Source organism: Terrimesophilobacter mesophilus (genome assembly GCF_014200375.1).
GTDB classification, from domain to species: Bacteria; Actinomycetota; Actinomycetes; order Actinomycetales; family Microbacteriaceae; genus Terrimesophilobacter; species Terrimesophilobacter mesophilus.
Map to the genome: position 1 here is coordinate 640,006 of NZ_JACHBP010000001.1, position 18,261 is coordinate 658,266.

25 protein-coding genes, 1 tRNA gene, 1 pseudogene and 1 riboswitch are annotated in these 18,261 nt (G+C 66.9%); of the genes and pseudogenes, 12 read left to right on the forward strand and 15 right to left on the reverse strand.

Features of this window, described 5'->3' with window-relative positions; translation table 11 throughout:
- Positions 1 to 12 precede the first annotated feature (12 nt).
- The gene (locus tag BKA04_RS03140) at positions 13 to 1,332 is read right to left on the reverse strand and encodes an MFS transporter (protein WP_104095107.1); all 1,320 of its coding nucleotides are present in this window, start codon (positions 1,330 to 1,332) and stop codon (positions 13 to 15) included.
- 3 nt (positions 1,333 to 1,335) lie between these two features.
- Entirely contained in the window at positions 1,336 to 1,614 is a 279-nt protein-coding gene (locus BKA04_RS03145) for an oligoribonuclease (protein ID WP_104095108.1), read from the reverse strand.
- 99 nt (positions 1,615 to 1,713) lie between these two features.
- Between BKA04_RS03145 and BKA04_RS03150 the strand changes: the two genes are divergently transcribed.
- The 7 genes from BKA04_RS03150 to BKA04_RS03180 all read left to right on the forward strand — a co-directional run bounded on the left by BKA04_RS03150 (position 1,714) and on the right by BKA04_RS03180 (position 5,324).
- A complete protein-coding gene (locus tag BKA04_RS03150; RefSeq protein WP_104095109.1) occupies positions 1,714 to 2,148 on the forward strand; it encodes a MarR family winged helix-turn-helix transcriptional regulator in 435 nt (144 codons plus the stop codon).
- Positions 2,148 to 3,398, forward strand: coding sequence for an MFS transporter (locus BKA04_RS03155; RefSeq protein ID WP_104095110.1), 1,251 nt, complete (start codon positions 2,148 to 2,150; stop codon positions 3,396 to 3,398). Before BKA04_RS03150 ends, BKA04_RS03155 begins: the two co-directional genes overlap by 1 nt.
- A 34-nt stretch (positions 3,399 to 3,432) precedes the next feature.
- Positions 3,433 to 4,053: an oligoribonuclease gene (gene orn, locus BKA04_RS03160; protein ID WP_104095111.1), complete on the forward strand. Its 621-nt coding sequence runs from the start codon at positions 3,433 to 3,435 to the stop codon at positions 4,051 to 4,053.
- Positions 4,054 to 4,095: 42 nt separating this feature from the next.
- A tRNA-His gene (locus BKA04_RS03165) sits at positions 4,096 to 4,171 on the forward strand.
- 58 nt (positions 4,172 to 4,229) lie between these two features.
- Complete coding sequence (gene clpS, locus BKA04_RS03170) at positions 4,230 to 4,502, forward strand: ATP-dependent Clp protease adapter ClpS (RefSeq protein ID WP_232842055.1); 273 nt, start codon at positions 4,230 to 4,232, stop codon at positions 4,500 to 4,502.
- Positions 4,499 to 4,975, forward strand: coding sequence for a DUF2017 domain-containing protein (locus BKA04_RS03175; protein WP_104095112.1), 477 nt, complete (start codon positions 4,499 to 4,501; stop codon positions 4,973 to 4,975). The genes clpS and BKA04_RS03175 overlap by 4 nt, the downstream gene beginning before the upstream one ends.
- Positions 4,968 to 5,324, forward strand: coding sequence for a metallopeptidase family protein (locus BKA04_RS03180; RefSeq protein ID WP_104095113.1), 357 nt, complete (start codon positions 4,968 to 4,970; stop codon positions 5,322 to 5,324). Before BKA04_RS03175 ends, BKA04_RS03180 begins: the two co-directional genes overlap by 8 nt.
- Before the next feature lie 11 nt (positions 5,325 to 5,335).
- Here the strand turns inward: BKA04_RS03180 and BKA04_RS03185 are convergent, their stop codons facing one another.
- The 4 genes from BKA04_RS03185 to BKA04_RS03200 are packed head-to-tail and all read right to left on the reverse strand — an operon-like array spanning position 5,336 to position 8,730.
- Complete coding sequence (locus tag BKA04_RS03185) at positions 5,336 to 5,848, reverse strand: nucleoside/nucleotide kinase family protein (protein ID WP_104095114.1); 513 nt, start codon at positions 5,846 to 5,848, stop codon at positions 5,336 to 5,338.
- The gene (locus BKA04_RS03190) at positions 5,838 to 6,593 is read right to left on the reverse strand and encodes an energy-coupling factor transporter transmembrane component T family protein (protein WP_104096601.1); all 756 of its coding nucleotides are present in this window, start codon (positions 6,591 to 6,593) and stop codon (positions 5,838 to 5,840) included. The genes BKA04_RS03185 and BKA04_RS03190 overlap by 11 nt, the downstream gene beginning before the upstream one ends.
- Positions 6,594 to 6,640: 47 nt before the next feature.
- Positions 6,641 to 8,119 (reverse strand): ABC transporter ATP-binding protein, encoded by a 1,479-nt coding sequence (locus BKA04_RS03195; RefSeq protein ID WP_104095115.1) that lies wholly within the window; start codon positions 8,117 to 8,119, stop codon positions 6,641 to 6,643.
- A gap of 2 nt (positions 8,120 to 8,121) precedes the next feature.
- Positions 8,122 to 8,730, reverse strand: a complete 609-nt coding sequence (locus tag BKA04_RS03200; RefSeq protein WP_104095116.1) for an ECF transporter S component — start codon at positions 8,728 to 8,730, stop codon at positions 8,122 to 8,124.
- A gap of 35 nt (positions 8,731 to 8,765) precedes the next feature.
- Positions 8,766 to 8,875: riboswitch (TPP riboswitch) on the reverse strand.
- 26 nt (positions 8,876 to 8,901) lie between these two features.
- Between BKA04_RS03200 and BKA04_RS03205 the strand changes: the two genes are divergently transcribed.
- A complete protein-coding gene (locus BKA04_RS03205) occupies positions 8,902 to 9,825 on the forward strand; it encodes an LLM class F420-dependent oxidoreductase (RefSeq protein WP_104095117.1) in 924 nt (307 codons plus the stop codon).
- 280 nt (positions 9,826 to 10,105) lie between these two features.
- Here the strand turns inward: BKA04_RS03205 and BKA04_RS03210 are convergent, their stop codons facing one another.
- From BKA04_RS03210 to BKA04_RS03225, 4 genes are read right to left on the reverse strand one after another with little or no spacing between them, the layout of a single operon-like run.
- Positions 10,106 to 10,558 (reverse strand): nitroreductase family deazaflavin-dependent oxidoreductase, encoded by a 453-nt coding sequence (locus BKA04_RS03210; RefSeq protein ID WP_104095118.1) that lies wholly within the window; start codon positions 10,556 to 10,558, stop codon positions 10,106 to 10,108.
- Between the two features lie 47 nt (positions 10,559 to 10,605).
- Positions 10,606 to 11,853: a DNA polymerase IV gene (gene dinB, locus BKA04_RS03215; RefSeq protein ID WP_104095119.1), complete on the reverse strand. Its 1,248-nt coding sequence runs from the start codon at positions 11,851 to 11,853 to the stop codon at positions 10,606 to 10,608.
- Positions 11,854 to 11,885: 32 nt separating this feature from the next.
- Positions 11,886 to 12,707, reverse strand: a complete 822-nt coding sequence (locus BKA04_RS03220) for a glycosyltransferase family 2 protein (protein WP_104095120.1) — start codon at positions 12,705 to 12,707, stop codon at positions 11,886 to 11,888.
- A 40-nt stretch (positions 12,708 to 12,747) separates the two neighbouring features.
- Entirely contained in the window at positions 12,748 to 13,452 is a 705-nt protein-coding gene (locus BKA04_RS03225) for a M23 family metallopeptidase (RefSeq protein WP_183320693.1), read from the reverse strand.
- 302 nt (positions 13,453 to 13,754) lie between these two features.
- Here BKA04_RS03225 and BKA04_RS03230 point away from each other — a divergent pair.
- A pseudogene (locus BKA04_RS03230) lies at positions 13,755 to 14,069 on the forward strand (Dps family protein); the annotation flags it as partial.
- A 9-nt stretch (positions 14,070 to 14,078) separates the two neighbouring features.
- Here the strand turns inward: BKA04_RS03230 and BKA04_RS03235 are convergent.
- The 3 genes from BKA04_RS03235 to BKA04_RS03245 all read right to left on the reverse strand — a co-directional run bounded on the left by BKA04_RS03235 (position 14,079) and on the right by BKA04_RS03245 (position 15,390).
- Positions 14,079 to 14,561, reverse strand: a complete 483-nt coding sequence (locus tag BKA04_RS03235; RefSeq protein ID WP_104095122.1) for a GNAT family N-acetyltransferase — start codon at positions 14,559 to 14,561, stop codon at positions 14,079 to 14,081.
- 76 nt (positions 14,562 to 14,637) lie between these two features.
- A complete protein-coding gene (locus tag BKA04_RS03240; protein ID WP_104095123.1) occupies positions 14,638 to 14,922 on the reverse strand; it encodes a hypothetical protein in 285 nt (94 codons plus the stop codon).
- Between the two features lie 96 nt (positions 14,923 to 15,018).
- The gene (locus BKA04_RS03245; protein WP_104095124.1) at positions 15,019 to 15,390 is read right to left on the reverse strand and encodes a carboxymuconolactone decarboxylase family protein; all 372 of its coding nucleotides are present in this window, start codon (positions 15,388 to 15,390) and stop codon (positions 15,019 to 15,021) included.
- Positions 15,391 to 15,491: 101 nt separating this feature from the next.
- Here BKA04_RS03245 and BKA04_RS03250 point away from each other — a divergent pair, with 101 nt between their 5' ends.
- Together BKA04_RS03250 and BKA04_RS03255 are read left to right on the forward strand one after the other, a co-directional pair.
- A complete protein-coding gene (locus BKA04_RS03250) occupies positions 15,492 to 15,830 on the forward strand; it encodes an ArsR/SmtB family transcription factor (protein WP_104096602.1) in 339 nt (112 codons plus the stop codon).
- Entirely contained in the window at positions 15,827 to 16,348 is a 522-nt protein-coding gene (locus BKA04_RS03255; protein WP_104095125.1) for an SRPBCC domain-containing protein, read from the forward strand. Before BKA04_RS03250 ends, BKA04_RS03255 begins: the two co-directional genes overlap by 4 nt.
- Positions 16,349 to 16,367: 19 nt before the next feature.
- On the opposite strand, the gene BKA04_RS03260 is transcribed toward BKA04_RS03255, so the two are convergent.
- Positions 16,368 to 17,393 (reverse strand): LLM class flavin-dependent oxidoreductase, encoded by a 1,026-nt coding sequence (locus BKA04_RS03260; RefSeq protein WP_104095126.1) that lies wholly within the window; start codon positions 17,391 to 17,393, stop codon positions 16,368 to 16,370.
- A gap of 86 nt (positions 17,394 to 17,479) precedes the next feature.
- On the reverse strand, positions 17,480 to 17,656 hold the full coding sequence (locus BKA04_RS03265; protein WP_104095127.1) for a PspC domain-containing protein: 177 nt from the start codon (positions 17,654 to 17,656) through the stop codon (positions 17,480 to 17,482).
- 92 nt (positions 17,657 to 17,748) lie between these two features.
- On the opposite strand from BKA04_RS03265, the gene BKA04_RS03270 reads away from it, so the two are divergent.
- Positions 17,749 to 18,243 (forward strand): EXPERA domain-containing protein, encoded by a 495-nt coding sequence (locus BKA04_RS03270; protein WP_104095128.1) that lies wholly within the window; start codon positions 17,749 to 17,751, stop codon positions 18,241 to 18,243.
- Positions 18,244 to 18,261 lie beyond the last annotated feature (18 nt).

Genomic DNA, 18,261 nt, shown 5'->3' on the forward strand with positions numbered 1-18,261 from the left:
GCTCGGCATCGTTCACTCAGCGATCGAGTGACGTGACCTTTCCTTCAAGAACACGACCGCGACCCAGCTCAGGGCGAGCGTTGCCATCACGACCAGGGACAGCGGCAGAAAGTCACCATCGGTCGTGGTCATGATCGCGGCCGCGACGACAGGTGCGAGCCCGCCGCCGATGGAAGCCGCGATCTGGTAGCCGACGGACGCGCCCGTGTACCGGGTGCGAGTGGGGAACTGCTCGATGATGAGCGTGCCGAGTGTCGGAAGGAGCACGCTCGTGCCACACGCGCCGGCAACGAAGAAGGCGATGAGAACGAACCACACGTTCCCACTCGCGGCGAGCACGAACGTCGGCCACGCGGTGACGAGTGCGGCTGCGAGCCCGGCGTACATGACTCGCTTGCGACCGATCCGGTCTACGAGCCGTCCGACCGGGACCATCAGGAGGATGTTCAGCACACCCGAAGCCGCGGAGACCCACAACACCTCTGCGCGCGACACGCCCCCCGCGATCCCGACGCTGATGAGGAACGCAGTCATGAGCGTTCTGTGCGCGTGAGGGCCGAACCCGGCCACAATCGTGAGAACGAGAGAACGCCACTGTTTGAGCACTGCGCGCGCGGGCCGAACCGGTCGCGCGGGAGTGGCCGAGGCCGCATCGTGCGCCTTCGCCTGCGCCTGAAGGAAGAGTGGCGATTCGTTCACGCGCGTCCGAATCCAGAGCGCAATGGCCACCATGACCGCGGAGAGGAGGAAGGGAACACGCCAGCCCCAGGTCAGGAACTGGTCTGCTGGAAGCATCGAGAACAGGGCGAGGACGCCCGACGCGAGCAGGGATCCCATCGGCGCCCCCGCGGAGATGACGGATGACGCAGTGGCGCGCTTGCGTTCGTCGGCGTGCTCCATAGCCATGATGGTCGCACCACCCCACTCGCCCGCCATCGACAATCCCTGCACGATGCGCAGAACGATGAGGAGGATGGGCGCCAGCGCGCCGACCATCGTCTGCGTCGGCAGCACGCCGATGAGCGTGGATGCGACACCCATCACGACGAGGGAGATGATCAGCATCCGCTTACGGCCGAAGCGGTCACCGAAGTGCCCGAACAAGACGCCACCGACCGGCCTCGCGAGGTAGCCGATGGCGAGCGTCGCGAACGAGGCGATTGTTCCCAGCGCGGGGTCCAGGTTCGTGAAGAACAAGCGGTTGAACACCACCGCGGAAGCAGTCGCGTAGAGGATGAAGTCGTAGAACTCGACCGTGCTCCCCATGAACCCTGACGTCAGAACGCGTCTGCGGGCACGCTCCAGGTCTGTCTGCACGGCCGTCGTGCTCATCGGTTACTGCCGACCGCCGCGGTCCTCTGGGTCCTCGACCGGCTCACTGTCGGCCTTGTCGTAGGTGTATGTCACGTGATACTGGCCGCCGAGTTCACGCCAGCTCGCCATGTTGTAGTCGATCATCGTCTCTTTGCCATCGACTGCCGTGAGCACTGTGATCTCCTTGTCCCACGAACCGTCCGTGCTGATCCGCTTGTCGGTTCGGCCGTCATTGGGCCCACCGGAGAAAATGACGACGTACTCGTCGCCACGCTTGATCGTCGGAGTCTCATTGCTCATGCACTCTTACTACCACGTCGGAGTGGGCACCGCACACCTAATATTGCTCACCGCGCCAATGCATCACCTAGCTATATAACCTGGTTATATACTTGCGCAGTGAACAATGACACCGCCCTCCTCTCCGACCTCCTGGTCGCGGCGCACCGGCTCACCCGGATCGCCGCGCAGGCGCTCGGCAGCACCACGCCATCCGCCGTGTGGCACACCCTCGCGATCCTGTCGACGGATGGCCCGCTGCGCATCGGCGAGCTCGCCACGATCGCACGAGTGAGCCAGCCGTCCATGACCAAAGTCGTCCAGCAACTCATCACGGACAACCTCGCGGAGCGGATCGTGGACCCTGAGGATTCCCGCGCATCGCTCGTGTCCACGCTCCCCGCGGGCCTGGCGGCGCTCGCCGCATGGCGGCAGGCACTCGCATCCGCCCTCCAGCCGATGTTCACCGGGCTCACGACCGATGATCGCGCCACGCTCACCCGCGCGGTCGACATCCTCGGTTCGCGCACCGCGAGCGGGACGGTGACCGCCTGATGGAACACGGCTCATCCGACACCTCCAGCATCCTGCGCCAGCCGAAACAGGTGTGGGCCGTCGGATTCGCGTGCGTCATCGCCTTCATGGGCATCGGTCTCGTGGACCCGATCCTCCCCGCGATCGCCTCCGAACTCGACGCAACCCCCACACAGACCGAGCTCCTGTTCACGAGCTACCTGCTCATCACCGGGCTCGCCATGCTCTTCACGAGCTGGGTGTCGAGCCGCATCGGCGCGAAGCTCACGCTCATGATCGGCCTCGCCCTCATCGTGGCGTTCTCACTGGCCGCCGCCCTCAGCGGGAACGTCGAAACGATCATCGGATTCCGTGCGGGATGGGGTCTCGGCAACGCCCTCTTCATCTCCACGGCGCTCGCCACGATCGTCGGCGCCGCCAGTGGCGGCACCGCATCCGCCATCATCCTGTACGAAGCGGCCCTCGGCCTCGGGATCGCGGTCGGACCGCTCGTCGGCGGGCTGCTCGGCACCATCAGCTGGCGTGGACCGTTCTTCGGCACGGCCGCGCTCATGGCGATCGGATTCATCGCGATCGTCGCCCTGCTCGGCAGAGAGGATGCCGTCGAGCGCGTCCCGGTGACACTCTCGGCACCATTCCGTGCGATGCGAAACCCGGCGATCGCGACCCTCGCCATCGCCGCGGTGTTCTACAACATCGGATTCTTCGTGCTCCTCGCCTACACGCCCTTCCCGCTCGGAATGACGGCGATCGGTCTCGGTCTCGTCTTCTTCGGCTGGGGCGTCTCGCTCGCCATCACCTCGGTGTGGGTCGCGCCGCTCCTGACGAGGGTGTTCAGGCGCACTACCGTGTTGACGATCGTGCTGCCGCTGCTCGCGCTGGATCTCGTCGCAGCCGGACTGTTCATCACCTCGCAACCGGGACTCGTCATCACGGTCATCGTCGGCGGACTGCTCCTGGGCGTCCTCAACACCGTGTTCACAGAATCCGTCATGGAGGCCACGGACCTCCCCCGCTCCGTCGCATCATCCGCGTACTCGGCCGTGCGCTTCCTCGGCGGTGCGATCGCCCCGCCACTCGCCGCCGAACTCGCGGTGCTGTTCTTCCCGTCGATGCCCTACTACTTCGGCGCGGCATCCGTCGTCGTCGCCACCGTCGCCATCATCGTCGGCACCCGGTTCCTCCGGCGGGCCAACTTCGGTGCGGAGGCCGGTGTGGTGCTCACCGACGCCGAAGAGGCGGAAGCCATCGGCATCGGCGATGCCGCTTGAGAGCCCCGTCGGCACCCGGCGATAGACTGCGGTAATGGCAAACGGCAATGATCGGCTCGTCTGGATCGACTGCGAGATGACGGGCCTGGATGTCGCCGTCGACCAGCTCGTCGAAGTCGCGGTCGTCATCACGGACTTCGATCTCGCCATCCTCGACCCCGGGTTCGACATCGTCATCGCACCCGACCAGTCGGCCCTCGACAACATGAGCGAATTCGTGCGGGACATGCACGCGAGCTCCGGACTGCTTGAAGCCATCCCCGACGGTGTGAGCATCGGCGACGCGCAGGACGCAGTGCTCGAATACATCCGCCGGTTCGTCCCCATCCCCCAGCAGGCGCCGCTCGCCGGCAACACGATCGGCACCGACAGGGCATTCCTGTCACGCTACATGCCGCGCGTCGACAGTCACCTCCACTACCGGAATGTTGACGTCTCCTCCATCAAGGAGCTCGTCCGCCGCTGGATCCCCCGCGTCTACTTCAACGCGCCGGAGAAAGACGGCGGCCACCGCGCCCTCGCCGACATCCTCGAATCGATTCGCGAACTCGACTACTACCGGAAGACGGCGTTCGTCGGAGAGCCGGGGCCGACCACCGGTGAAGTGCAGGCGATTGCCGCATCCGTCGTTGAAAACTTCGCAGCCCGACTGTAATAAGATGGTGAGTCGTTGCCGGGGTTTGCGCCGCGGCACATGGTGGTCGTAGCTCAGTTGGTAGAGCGCTGGCTTGTGGTGCCGGATGTCGCGGGTTCAAATCCCGTCGATCACCCCAATTTCATGTCAAGGGCGAGTTCGCCTGCGAGCCGTAGGCTGGAGCGGTGGCCGACACCATCGAACAGACGCGTGTGCGCGAGCGCGCCGCCGCCGACGCGCCGTGGGTCACGATCGTGCTGAACGACCCGGTGAATCTCATGTCGTACGTCGCCTACGTGTTCCGCAGCTACTTCGGGCACCCGCCCGCAGAGGCAGAACGCCTCATGCTGCAGGTGCACCTCACGGGCCGCGCGGTCGTCGCCACGGGGCCTCGCGAGGAAATGGAACGCCACGTCGAGGCGATGCACGATTTCGGACTGTGGGCGACGCTCGAGAAGGCGGATGCGTGAAGCCCTTCGAACGCGCAGGGGACGGCGGTGTGTCCGCAGGGATCGAACGCGACGAGGCTCTCCTGCTCCAGAACCTGGCTTCACAACTCACTGCACTGCTGCGCGAGGGCGACGGTATGGACCCCGCCATCGTGCGGCTGCTCCCCGATGCGTACCCTGAAGACCCGGCCGCTTCGGCGGAGTTCCGCCGGTTCACCGCGGGGGGCCTCGTCGAGCGCAAGATCGCGAACGCCGACACCCTCATGGTCACGCTCTCCGACAGCATCGAGACGGGCGTGCTGCGACTCGACCCTCAGCAGGCGGGAGCCTGGCTTCGCAGCCTCACCGACATCCGGCTCACGCTGGCCAGCCGGCTCGGCATCGAATCGGACGATCAGGCGCCGAGCAGCGACGCGATCCTGCAGGACCTCTACGACTGGCTGGGGTTCCTGCAGAACTCACTCGTGGAGGCGGTGGACGTTTCGAATGGCTGAACTCGACCTCGATGCGGAGGCCTTCGAGAAACTCGTCGTGGACGAGCTCGACCTGCTTCCGGACGACATGGTCGACGGGCTCGACAACGTGGTGTTCGTCGTCGAAGACCGCCCGGAGGACGGCTCACTCGACCTGCTCGGCCTCTACGACGGCGTGAACCTCACCGAACGCGGTCAATACGGTTTCGGGGAACTGCCCGACCGCATCATCCTGTACCGCGAGCCGCTGCTGGACGTGAGCGCCGACCTCGAGGAGCTGAAGGACCAGATCCATGTGACGCTCGTGCACGAGATCGCCCACTTCTATGGGATCGATGACGATGAGCTCCACCGGCTCGGCTGGGGCTGAGCCGGTTCGGATCACAGGACCTCGTTGCCGTCGATGACGGAGTCGGCGAGGTCACGCGGGTTCTCCCTGGCGATGAAGGCATCCTCCTGGGCGGCCCAATCATCCCAGCGGTCGTCCCAGGAGTCGCCATCGCGCGCGCGAACACGGGCCCGCCTCGTCGGCTCGTCGAGTTCGACCCAGACCGCCCAGACGGCGAGCGCTCGGTTTGCCCGACTGAGCGCGCCGCATCCTTCCACGAGCACGGGGCGGTGCGGATCGAGCACGTGCCATTCGGCCGGCGCGGCATCCGCCCAGTCCCAGCGCTGCCAGCGGCGAACGGATGCGGCGATCAGATGATCGTGCACATGTCGGCTGCCCGCCTCGAGCCCGTCCCATCCCGGGTAGAGGTCATCCATGCGCACGAGCTGCAGCTCGGGTTTCTGGGCGACCATGGCGCGCGCCAGCTCGGTCTTGCCGGAACCGCTGCGCCCGTCGACGAGCACGATGTCGGGTCGGCGCGGGCCGGTCTCGGATTCAGCCGACAATGAAGTTCCAGTGTCCGGTGAGCACGGCGGCCGCGATCGAGATCATGCCCACCATCAAACCAGCACATGCGACGAGCCATTCGCGCCATCCGAATCGCGAATCACGCGCCCACGTGCGCTCGGTCTCCCCGCCGAACCCGCGCGCCTCCATCGCGGTCGCCAGCCTGCTTCCGCGGCGAATGGCCAGCACGAGCAGTGCGAACACCTGACCGGGGACGCGGCGGATGCGGCCGGTGTCACCGACTCCCCTCGCGCGCCGGGCGAGTTCAAGGTATCTCCAGTCGTCGAGGAAGAGCCCGACGAGCCGCAGGGCCGCGAGCGCCCCGAGCACGAACCGGCTCGGAAGGCGCCACACCTGCGCGAGACCGTCGGCGAGATCCGTCGCGTCGACCGTGATGAAGAGCACGACAGCCGGCAGTCCGATCGCGAGAACGCGCAGCGCCGTCGCGATCGCGAGGTCGATCGAGCCGTCGCTCACGCGGATGGTCAGCCACTCCCAGTACACCGTGCCGGATGCCTGGCCGTAGAGCAGGATCGTGAGCCCTGTGAGCGGGGCCGCGATCCAGACGGCCAGCGTGCGCAGCCAGAACGCTCGGGCACGAACCCCCAGGAACGGCATGGCGGCGAGTTCGAGAAGAAGAGCCGTGCCTGCTGACACCCAGTCGATCGTGAGAACGAGGCAGGCCGCGAGCAGTAGTGCGGCGCCGAACTTCGCGACCGGGTTCACCGCCTCGAAGGGGCGCATCGCGCCCTTGCCCGGGCTGACCTGCCGAGATCCCTCGGCCGCGACGCTCACAACCCCACCTCGGCATCCGCGAGCGCCTCGACGAACGCACGGTCGTGGGTAGCGGCGACGACCGCGCCGCCGGCATCCACGAACTCGGCGAGGATCGCCACCTGTTCGGCCCAGGTGCGGGCGTCCTGCCCGAACGTCGGCTCATCGAGCATGAGGATGCGCGGGCGAGTCGCCAGTACGGTGGCGACGCTCAGCCGACGCTTCTCGCCGCCCGAGAGCGTGAAGGGATTCGCTGCCGCGACCGCGTCGAGGCGCAGGCGCTGCAGGAGTTCGTCGACGCGCGCGTCGATCTCCCCAGCGGGGAGCTTCAGCGCGCGAGGCCCGACCTCGAGCTCCTCGCGCACCGTCGCGGTGAGGAACTGGTGTTCCGGCTCCTGGAACACCGTGCCGATGCGGGTGAGCAACTGCCGCGACGTCCAGCGGATGGGGTGCTCACTGATGCCTGCGTGCCGCCCCGTCTGGAGCCCACGCAACTCGGGCGTCGCCTCGACCACTCCTGCGAGTGGCGGAAGCAGGCCCGCCAGCGTGAACCCGAGGGTCGTCTTGCCCGACCCGTTCGGGCCGGTGATCGCCGTCGTCATGCCGGCCGCGACCGTGAGTTCGATGTCGGCCTTCACGACCAGAGCCTCGACCCGTGAACCACGACCGACCGACAGGTCCCCGGCGAGGAGGAGGTCGGGCCCCGATGCGCGATGTCGTGCAGGGAGTGCAGGCGGGAAACCGGGAACCCAGACGCCGGCTTCGGCGAGCACGCGCCCCTGATCGGTGAGCACCGCGTGCGGACTGCCGTCGGCGAGCAGGCCGCCGCCCGGGGAGAGGACGACGACCCGGTCGACGAGAGGGAGCCAGACATCCACCCGATGCTCCACGACGACGAGGGTCGCGCCCGTGCGCTCGAGCACGCGCGCGACCGCGTCCCGCACGTCGACGACTCCGGCGGGGTCGAGGTTGGCCGTCGGCTCGTCGAGGAGGAGCAGGCCGGGTCGCATCGCGAGCACTCCTGCGAGGGCGAGGCGCTGCTTCTGGCCGCCGGACAGCGCCGCAGTCGAGCGGTCGAGGGCGACGTCCAGACCAACGGCGTCCAGGGCCTCGCGCACCCGAGGCCAGATCTCCTGCCGCGGGACGCCGAGATTCTCGCAGCCGAATGCGACATCGTCCCCGACCTTTGCGAGAATGACCTGGCTGTCGGGATCCTGAAGCACGAGCCCGGCTCGGCCGCGCGACTCGGCCGGCGGCTTCCCGCCGACGAGGAGCTCGCCGGACGGCTCACCGTCGTCCTCCCCGCCGAGCACGCCGGCGAGCGCCTGCAGCAGCGTCGACTTTCCGGCACCGGATGCCCCGAGCAGCAGGACGCGTTCGCCGGGCTCGATCCGCAGATCGAGATCGCTGACCGCCCAGCGTTTGCGTGGCGCGTGCCGCCACCCCCATCCGCGGGCGACGACGCCGGCAGCAGGGACATCCTGCCCGGAGTTCATCGTCAGACGCGCACCGTCCCACGACCGGAGGCGAACCGGTCGAGAGCACCCGTCTTCGCGAGGCCGCGCACCGCGAGCCAGGACAGGAATCCGGCGATGACCGCGCCGCTCACGATCGACGAGACGATGTAGACGGTCGCGAACAGCGCATCCGCGCCCGGGTACCAGACGATGAGCTCCAGAACGCCCTTCGCAATGCCTGCACCGATGCCGGCCAGGATCGCGACGTACAGACGCCAGTTCAGGTAGAAGAAGACGAGGAACACCACCTCGGCTCCCAGCCCCTGGACCAGACCGCTCACGATGACCGTCGCACCGTACTGGCCCCCCAGCAGCGCCGAGATCACTGCGGCCACGAGCTCGCCGTAGAGTGCGGCGCCCGGTTTGCGGACAACGAGGGCGGTGAGCACACCGGCGAAGAGCCAGATGCCGCCATCCAGGGCCTGGAGCCCTGGCAGCAACGCCTTGAACGGCGCTGTGACGGCGTCATGGGCGATGTTCCAGCCGAAGAAGACGACGCTGCTGGCGACGGCGATGACGCTCGCCACGACGATGTCGACGACCCGCCACTTCAGGTTGCGTGACGGGATGGAGGTTGTTGTACTGGTCACTGTTCGTGCCCTTTCACTCGAGGAAATGGCACGGGATGTTGAGAATTCTGCCTCCCTGCGCTGGCATGATCCAGATCAGGTTCGACGGTCGAAGCTTGATCAGCTTCCTCTCAGCCCGGCTCACCGGACTCCCGTGTTCGTCTCCGAGTATAGCCATGACAGGCTGGGGGCATGGACTTCCGCATCTTCACCGAACCACAGCAGGGCGCGACCTACGAGGACCTGCTCGCCGTCGCGCAGGCGAGCGAACGCCTCGGCTTCGACGCCTTCTTCCGCAGCGACCACTACCTGGCCATGGGCTCGGGGATCGGCCTGCCCGGCCCGTCCGACGCCTGGACGAGCCTCGCAGGCCTCGCACGGGAGACCAGTCGTATCCGGCTGGGCACCCTCGTTTCCAGTGTCACCTATCGGTACCCGGGAATCCTCGCGATTCAGGTCGCGCAGGTGGATGCGATGTCGAAGGGGCGGGTGGAGCTCGGCCTCGGCGCCGGCTGGTTCGAGAAGGAGCACCTGGCGTACGGCATCCCGTTCCCGGAGAAGCGGTTCGGGATGCTCGAGGAGCAACTGGAGATCGTAACCGGCCTCTGGTCGACGCCGGTCGGCGAGAAGTACGACTTCGCAGGAGAGCACTACACGCTCGTCGACTCCCCCGCGCTGCCGAAGCCCGTGCAGTCGCCCATGCCGCTCATCGTCGGCGGTGGCGGCGCGAAGAAGACGCCCGCGCTGGCCGCCCGGTTCGCGACCGAGTACAACACCGGCTTCGGTTCGTTCTCGGACATGGCTCCTCGGATGGCCCGCGTGCGCGACGCGTGCGAAGAGATCGGCCGCGACCCATCCACCCTCATCATGTCCACAGCGGGAACGATCGCCGGTGGCACCACGACCGCCGCGGCCGAGCGGCGCGCGAACGCGATCGGTCGTGACCTCGAACGGATGCGGGATGGCAGTTTCGTGGGGACGGCATCCGAGATCGTCGACCAGGTCGGCACACTCGCCGAGGCAGGCTTCACGCGCTTCTACTTCCAGGTGATGGACCTGCAGGACCTCGACCATCTCGACTTCCTCGCCCGCGAGGTCATGCCGAAGTTCGCCTGAAACCTGGGCTCACGGCATGGACCGTGTCGCGTTCGAGCAGTTCAGCGCAGAGTTGCTTGCGAGCGTGGAGGAGCAGCCGGGTGAGCAAACGGATGACGATCGCGACATCCGGATCTTCCTCGCCCTCTTGCTCTTCGGGGTGGGTCACCACCGCAGGGCGAGGTCATCATGGCCTGCGACGCCCTACGCAGTGCGGCCATTCCCCCGGCTGGACAGCTTTCCCGCACGCGGCAGTCGCCGCCCTCCGCACCCGCCTCGGCTGGGAGCAGCTCTCCCCGGCTCAGTCGCGCGGGTCGAGGATGACGACCGGGATGTCGCGGTCGGTCTTCTCCTGATACTCGAGGTAGTAGGGCCAGATCTCCGCCATGAGCGCCCAGAGCCTCGGCTTCTCCTCCGCCGTCGCCGTCCTCGCGATCGCGGTGAACCGGCGCTCGTGCACTTGTACGCGTACCTCGGGGTTCTCTCGAAGGTTGACGTACCAGGCCGGATGCTGCGGATGCCCGCCCTTCGACGCGACCAGGATGACCTTGCCGTCGACCTCGCCGTAGAGCAGCACGGTGCGGCGCCACACCCCCGACTTCGCACCCTTCGTGGTGAGCAGCATGAGCGGCCGGCCGCGCAGTGTCGGCCACGAGGTACCGTCGGATTCGTCGTATTCCTTCAACTGCTTCGCGACCCAATCGGTCGTGTTGTCGAGGGGGTTGTCTGGGCTCGAGCCCGGTTCTGCGGTCATCCTTCAACGCTACGCGACCGGGCGTCCATGCGCTGGGCGTCGGGTGGTCAGAGATGAGGTCGTCGCTTCGACGGCCCCAGCTCGGCTGCCGGCTTCATGAGCGACGCTGGCCGGACGAGGTCGGTCCCGAACCGCTCGCCGACGTCATCGATGACCCGTTCGGCCCCGCGCCAGTCCTCGTCGTCATCCCAGAGGCCCGCGGCGTTCGTCCCCGCGTCGGTCAGCTGCTCCATCCTCACGCCGATGAGTCTCACCGGAGGATGCGCGCCCACCGCTTCGTAGAGATCCCGCACCTCGTCGGCGATGCGGCGGCCGACATCCGTGGGTTCGGCGAGCGTCCTCGAGCGGGTGATCGTCGTGAAGTCGGCGTAGCGGAGCTTCAGGACGACGGTGCGCCCCTCGAGCCCGGATGCGCGCAGCCGACGGCCGACCTGCGAGGCCTGGCGGAGGAGCTCGCGGCGGAGCGTGCCGGCATCCGACACGTCGATCTCGAATGTGACCTCGTGTCCGATGCTCTTCTCAGCGGTGTCGCGAGTGACGGGCCGGGGGTCGATGCCGTTCGCGAGTGCGTGCAGTTTCCGCCCGCCGGCATCCCCCACGACGCGCCGAAGCACGTCGAGTGGCGTCTGCGCGATGTCGCCGATCGTGTGCAGTCCGCGGCCGAGCAGCGACTTCTCGGTCACCGCCCCGACGCCCCAAAGGGCCCCGACCGGGAGCGGGTGCAGAAACGACAACGTCTCCGACCTCGGGATGACGAGAAGGCCGTCCGGTTTCGCCCTGCCGGAGGCGAGTTTGGCGACGAACTTCGTTGCTGCCGCGCCGACCGAGCATGCGAGTCCCGTCTCCGCTCGGACGCGTTCACGAATGAGCCGGGCGACATCCCCCGGCGGACCGATGACGCCGCGCGCGCCCGCGACATCGAGAAAGGCCTCATCGATCCCGAGCCGCTCGACGAGAGGAGTCATGTCGTCGAAGATCGACATGACGAGCCGCGAATAATGCCGGTACTTCTCGAAGTGCGGCTCGAGCACGATGGCGCTCGGGCACAGCTGCAGCGCGCGCGACAACGGAATCGCCGATCGCACCCCGAATTTTCGCGCAGGATAGTTCGCGGCGGTCACGACCGAGCGCAGGGAGTTGTGCGCGACGACGACGGGCAGGTCGGCGAGGTCCGGCCGCTCGAGCAGTTCGACGGAGGCGAAGAACGCGTCGAGATCGACGTGCAGGATCGGGGCCGTCGAGCTGTCGACAGAGTCCGCGCTGACCTGCCGCGTGCTGCCGTCCTGTCTGCCCACGGTCTCAGGCTAACGCCCGGGCAGGACAAACCTCAGGCTGCGCGCGCGAGCTTGCGGTGCTGCATGGTGCGGATGACCTTGCCGAGCGGATAGATCGCGAAGAACACCCACATCGGTACTCTCAGCACCGGATTCATGAGCCCGTGCCGGGCATAGGTGCGCTCGAATCGGTGGACGTAGTAGGAGTAGTCGCGCGGGGAGTCCTCGAGTCGCCTGGCGGACATCCCGCTCACCATAGATGTGACGTAGGTGACCTTCAGGCCGTTCTGGGCGAGATGAATCGACAGGTCGATGTCCTCGTGGAGTTCGTCGACCTCATCGCGACAGGTCTGGTCGCGAATCGCCAGCCACGCCGTGCGGCGGATCGCCATGTTGCTTCCGAACAGGAAGTGGTAGTCGCGCGACAGGGTCAGGATGAATCTGCGCACCCTGTCATCCGCTTTCAGTCCGAAGCGACGCAACGGCATGTCGTAATAGAGCACGGGCCCGGTCGCCGCCGCGACGGACTCGTCGATGAACGCCTGCTGCACCTCGGCGACCCAGTTGGGCTCGATGACCGAGTCGGCGTCAATCCTGCCGATCACCGTGCCCTGAGCACGGTCGAGCCCGAAGTTGCGGGTGGGTACGAGGCCCTGCTCCAGGTCCTGCTGGAAGTAGATGAGGGGGCTGTCCGGATACTCCACCTGCAGCGCACGCACGATCTCGCCCGTCGCATCCGTCGAGCGGTTGTCGACGACGATGATCTCGCTCGCGGCGGTGGTCTGCATGATCGCCGCCATGACGCAAGCCCTGATAGACGCTTCCTCGTTGTATGCGGGGATGACGATGGAGACGGTGGGGGTTGCGGGTGGCATCACTGCTCAATGTACCGCGTCCGGACCGATTCGCGAGCGCCTATCCGAGCCTGGCGTGCATCCACGGGAGCGGATTGACGTGGGCCCCGTTGACCAGGATCTCGAAGTGGAGGTGGGGACCAGTGCTCTCGCCGGTCGAACCAACGAGCCCGATGACCTGCCCGACCTTGACCTTGTCGCCGATCTTGAGGGGCATCGACCCCACCTGCATGTGCCCGTAGACGCTCTCGACGGTCTTCCCGTCGATCGTGTGCCGGATGACGACGTAGACCCCGAGGGTCGAATAGTTCGGATTGGCGGTGTCGACGACGACGCCTGCCGCGATCGCGTGGATCTTCGCTCCGTACCCGGGGTCGAAGTCGACACCTTCGTGGTACGTCGAGCAACCGCTGCACGGGGCCGCCCGCGGGCCGAACCCACTGGCGACCTTGAGCGAATCGAGCGGCCATCGTAATGGAGGCGGCGCTGTAACCGAGTACCCGTCGCGATCAACGGTCGCGACCGCCGCACTCGAGACGACGGAGAGGGTTTGCGGCACCGGCAGCTGCGCTTCCACGGAGGCCTGCGCATAGGCGGGGACGGCGATGCCGGCCGTGACCATGAGCGCGATCCCCACCACCGAGGAGACGAGGATTCTGCGAAGCGATCGCACGGCCCGCACATACCGAAGATGTCGCACCGACCGGCCGCTCAATCCGGGCAGGTGTGGTGCGGGTGCGGTGGCGCCCGAGCGCGGCGCGGGCATGGGACGAGCTGGGGGCACGGGGTCGGATCTTCCGGATCGTTGCTCTGCGGCGTTTGGACGCCACCCGGAGCAGCTGGACAATCGCGCATCGATGCGCTGGGAGGTGGTGTCCCGCCTCGGAGTATCGCGAAGCGAAGCACGGGGAACGATGGCACTCATCACCGCGGAATTCTCACACCGGTGATCGCGCACTCTCGTGGCCCTGATCACCAGTGTGAAGTGCCAACCTCCGCATTTCCTGTGCGGGAGGAGAGTGGATCCACGCACCCTGAGCACTCGCCAAGCCTGCGGGCGCACCTTTCCTGCATGAAGGCGAGCATGCCCACTGGAACGTCGTCGGATCCAATTTTCGCGACCAACACCTCCAGTTGGACGAGATCATCGCCGTCGCGCGGGAGCCTTCCGATGTGGTCGCCGAGCGGATGCGTGCGCTCCAGGTACTGCCAGATGGCCGTTCGGAGACCGTTACGAAGACCACCACACTGAACAAGCTGTCGCCCGACCAGGTGGACACCAAGGAGGTCGTGACCCTCATCACGGCCCGACTTGACACCGTGGCGGACACGGCCCGATCGGTGCACGATGCAGTGGACGAGGCGGACCCGACGACCGGAGACCATCCGTCGTCAGAGGAGCGGGCGGGCGAGGAGCGCGACGGTGGCGTAGTCGGTCTGCTGGCGTCCCACCTCGCGGAACCCCATGCGGTGATGGAACGCGAGCGAGCCGGGGTTCGGAGGGTCCAGGTTGACCTCGCAGGTCACCTCGGTGCGGCCGGCGGCGACGGCGAGCGCGACGACGCGCTCGTAGAGCGTCTGGCCCACTCGCATGCCCCGCGCGCTCTCGGCCACGACGATGCGATCGACATAGAGGTGATCGGTGCCACGCGCTTCGAAGTAGCGGAAGTTCGGACTCGCATAGTCGGATCCGGCCGCGAATCCGATGACGAAGCCGGTCACGTCATCCTCATCGGCAGCTGCGAAGCCGAAGGTGCTGGCCTCGAGCAGGGTGCCGAGAGTCTCCTCCGTCATCGTCGGGACGGCGGGCGTCGCCGCATTGTTGAGTTCGGTGATGGCCGAGAGGTCGGATGGCGTGAGCTCGCGCAGTCGCATCCCACCAGTCTCCCGCACTGCCGGCGGCCTGGTTTGACTGCGGCCAGATCTGCCTGCGGCCAGATCCTTCCAGCGGTTACGGCTCCGGCCGGTCGAGCAGCGTGTACGGCGTCGCGCGGGAGATGTGCAGCAGCTCTATGCCGCCGTTGTGCAGGAGAGGCACGAGTTGCTCATCCCCGGTCTCGATCACCTCGCGCGCGTGCTTGAGGAAGATCCTCGCCATCTCCGGAGTGCACGTGAAGGTGCGACCTCCGTACTGGATGCGCTCAGACGTGATCGCAGGTGCGACTCGAAGGCCACCCGTGGGCGGTGCGGCGGGCTCCAGCGGAATCGAGCCCTTGTCCAGAGACTGCAGTGGCATCGATCTCAACTCCCAACGTGGTGCGCTGTGCCGGGTTGCTTCAGATGCTACGCCGGAGATGCCTCGGCCGCAGAGGTTCCCATGAAGTTCACGGAGTCATGCGGTCGGGTGCTGCCCACCGTGCTTGTGATCGACATGATCATGGTCGGCCAGCTCGCCGAGCGAGATCGCCGAGTGGGCGAACGCACCACCTGCGCGCATCTCCGCGGCGACCCAGATCGCCTCCATGATCTCTTGCGGGCTCGCGCCCTTGCGCTCGGCGATCTTCGTGTGGCCCTTGATGCAATACGGGCACTGGGTGACGTGCGCGACGGCGACCGCGATGAGTTGCTTCGTCTTCTCGTCGAGGGCGCCCGCAGCGAACACCGCCTTGCTGAACTGGTCCCACGCAGCATAGGTCTCCGGGACCAGCTCACGGCGCATCTTCGCCAGCTCGGGGGTCATCGGATGGTAGACGGTGTCGCTCATCAAAAAATTCCTTTCCTCGGTTTTCAGCCTACGCGTGGCCGTCGAGCCCCGCTGCCGCTCTCGGCTTGCTCTTATAACTCCTGCGTTATATGATTTCGAATGTGCACGCGCTCGACATCCTCGGAGACCCGGTTCGCCGGCGTCTCGTCGAGCTCCTCGCGGCAGGCGACCAGCCCGCGGGAGAGGTGTCGCGCGTGGTCGAGCGCGAGTTCGACATCAGCCAGCCCGCCGTCGCGCGACACCTGCGGGTGCTGCGGGAGGCCGGCTTCGTCGCATCCCGCCCCGAAGGCGCCCGACGCATCTACCGGCTCGATCCCCTCGTCATCGACCAGTTGCAGGACCAGGTCGACCGCTACCGCAGCCTGTGGAACCAGCGCCTCGACGCCCTCGAAACGGAGATCGCCCGCGGCAAGCGGGAGCAGAAGGAGAAGAAAGCATGACCACTCTTTTCGGAAGCCTCACCAGGGTCGGCAGCGGCTTCGACCTCGACTTCGAGCGCATTCTCGCGACGGATGTCGACGACCTCTGGAACGCCGTCACCGATCGGGACCGGCTCGGCCGCTGGATGGCGCCCTACACCGGCGACCTCGTGCTCGGCGGGACCTGGCACGCGCTCGGGGACGACGGAGGCGTGTGGTGCAGCGGAACGGTCACCGAATGCGAGCCGCCGCACCGCTTCGTGACGACCTGGCACGCCGTCGAGGAGTCGCCCACCGTGCTCACGGTGACGGTGGATGCGGTTCCGGAGGGCGCGCGTCTGCGCCTGCACCACGAAGGCGTGCAGTCGATCTACTACGGCCCAGGATGGCAGACCTACCTCGAGCAGCTGGACGACCTGCTCGGGGCCTCCCCGGCATCCGTCACCGACCCGACTCGCGCGGCCGGCGCCGGCTGGGACGAGCGCTACGGTCAGCTCCAGCCGGAGTGGGAGGAGCGCTTCGGCGCACTGCGCGACTAGACGTCCTGCCGCCGCGAGGCTAGGCGAGCAGCTCGCGCACTCGCGGGGCCACCTCGCGGCCGTAGAGTCCGATGGAGTTCATGAGCAGCTCGTGCGGCATCGTGCCGTTCGAGTACTTGAGGTCGAAGCGGGTGAGTCCGAGACCCCGCGCGGTCTTCGCGATCTTCGCGGCGACCGTCTCGGGCGAGCCGACGAAGAGCGCGCCATCCCGTGCCTCGCGCTCGTACTCGGCGCGCGTCACCGGCGGCCAGCCGCGCTCGGCGCCGATGCGGTCCCGGTTCGCCTTGAAGTGCGGGTAGAGCTCCTCGATGGCCTGCTCATCCGTGGCTGCGAGATGCCCCGGCGAGTGCGCGGCAATCGGCAGCGACTCGCGACCGAACTGGGCAAGCGCCTTGTGATAGAGCTCGGCGTAGGGAGCGAATCGCAGCGGGTCTCCCCCGATGATCGCGAGGACGAGCGGCAGCCCGTACTTCGCGGCACGTACGACAGACTCCGGGCTTCCACCCACGCCGATCCAGGTCTTGAGCGTTCCGTTCTCGATGGGCGGATACACGCTCTGGTCGATGAGCCCGGGTCGCAGGCTCCCGGACCAGGTCACCGGCTCACCCTTGATGATCTCGGCGAAGAGGTCGAGCTTCTCCTCGAAGAGCAACTGGTAGTCCTTGAGGTCGAACCCGAAGAGCGGGAAGGACTCGGTGAACGAACCACGACCGAGGATGACCTCCGCGCGGCCGTTCGAGACGGCATTCACCGTGGAGAACCGCTCGAAGACGCGCACCGGGTCGTCGGAGCTCAGCACCGTCACGGCCGAGCCGAGGTGGATGCGGTTGGTGCGGCTCGCAATGGCCGCGAGCACGACCTCGGGTGCCGAGACGGCGAAGTCGTCGCGGTGGTGCTCGCCGACTCCGAAGAAGTCGAGGCCGAGATCATCGGCCAACACGGCCTGGTCGATCAGATTCCGGAGGGATGCGGCGTGCGAGATGCGCTCGCCCGCGGCATCCGTCGTCACGTCACCGAAGGTGTCGAGGCCGAGTTCGAGTTCCATGCGTGCTCCCTGCGTGATCGCGATACGTATGCGTTTGAATCTATCGACCCAACGCGGGCGACCCGACGTTCATTCCCAGGGGCCGGTCAGTCGGAAGGGATGAGGATCCAGAGCACGACGTAGATGACGAACTGCGGGCCGGGCAGCAGGCAGCTGAGCACCGTGAGCACACGGACGGTGTTGGGGTTCCACCCGAAACGGTTGGCGACGGCGGAGCACACGCCCGCGATGACGCGGTTGGAACGGGGGCGACTGAGGTTCATGTCATCCAGCCTGACAGGCGCCGCCGACGCCCGCTATCGGGGTATCCCCCGATTCCACCCTGACCGGCCCGGTATCCGCTAACCTCGCGTGCATGCAGAACCTGCCGCTGCGCGAGCGGAAGATCGACATCTTCTTCCTCGTGATCTTCTCGCTCTTCATCGTCACCTCGCTCATCAGCGACCTGCTGCCGACGCTCGGCGTCGACTTCAGCCGGCCGTCCGACAACTTCTTCGTGAACTCGAACTACTGGTACGCGCACGACGCCGACCCGCTGTTCCTGCATCCGCCGGTGTGGATGCGCTTTGTCACGGGGCTCTCGGCGTTCGTCTACCCGGTGTTCTACGTGCTGCTCGTCATCTCGATCGTCAGGGGGTGGAACTGGATCCAGCTCCCGAGCGTCATCTACGCGACGGCGATCGCCGTCATCACCGGGGTCGTCGTCTTCGGCGTCGAGTTCTTCGGCGAGCCGGAGTTCCAGACGCAGAACCCGGTCAAGTTCCTGGCATTCAACCTGCCCTACGTGCTCATTCCGATCCTGCTGCTCATCCGGATGCGCAAGCCCCTGCCGTTCGCGCGCAAGTTCTGAGCGTGGTCCGAACCCGCG